Here is a 273-nt window from a genome sequence, read left to right as displayed (position 1 = left end):
TTGATTGAACCCCCAGACTGGCGAGCCAGCGTTCGGTTTGCGACAGCCGGCCGCGATGGTAGGTAGCAAAGGCATCACCGTTGTCAGAGAGGACTTCTTGGGGAAGTCCATAAGCATCAATGGCTCCACGCAGCGTGATGCGGGCATCGGTGCCGTTTTCTGGAGTTCCAAAAGCTCGGGAGCCGACGTCGAAGCGGCTGGCATCGTCGATAACTTGGTAGATAGTCACTTGCGTGTGAGGCGCATCGAAGAGTCTGTAGACAAACGCATCGA

Annotated in this window: 1 pseudogene; it reads right to left on the bottom strand. The window is 56.4% G+C overall.

Annotation, left to right across the window (positions count from 1 at the left end):
• Positions 1-273, bottom strand: a pseudogene (locus HMPREF0308_RS13950) (transposase); the annotation flags it as partial.

Origin of the sequence: Corynebacterium striatum ATCC 6940 (assembly GCF_000159135.1) — a bacterium.
In the GTDB taxonomy this organism is placed as follows: Bacteria; Actinomycetota; Actinomycetes; order Mycobacteriales; family Mycobacteriaceae; genus Corynebacterium; species Corynebacterium striatum.
Note: the sequence above shows the minus strand (reverse complement) of the source record. Positions and strands in the feature narration are given on the sequence as shown.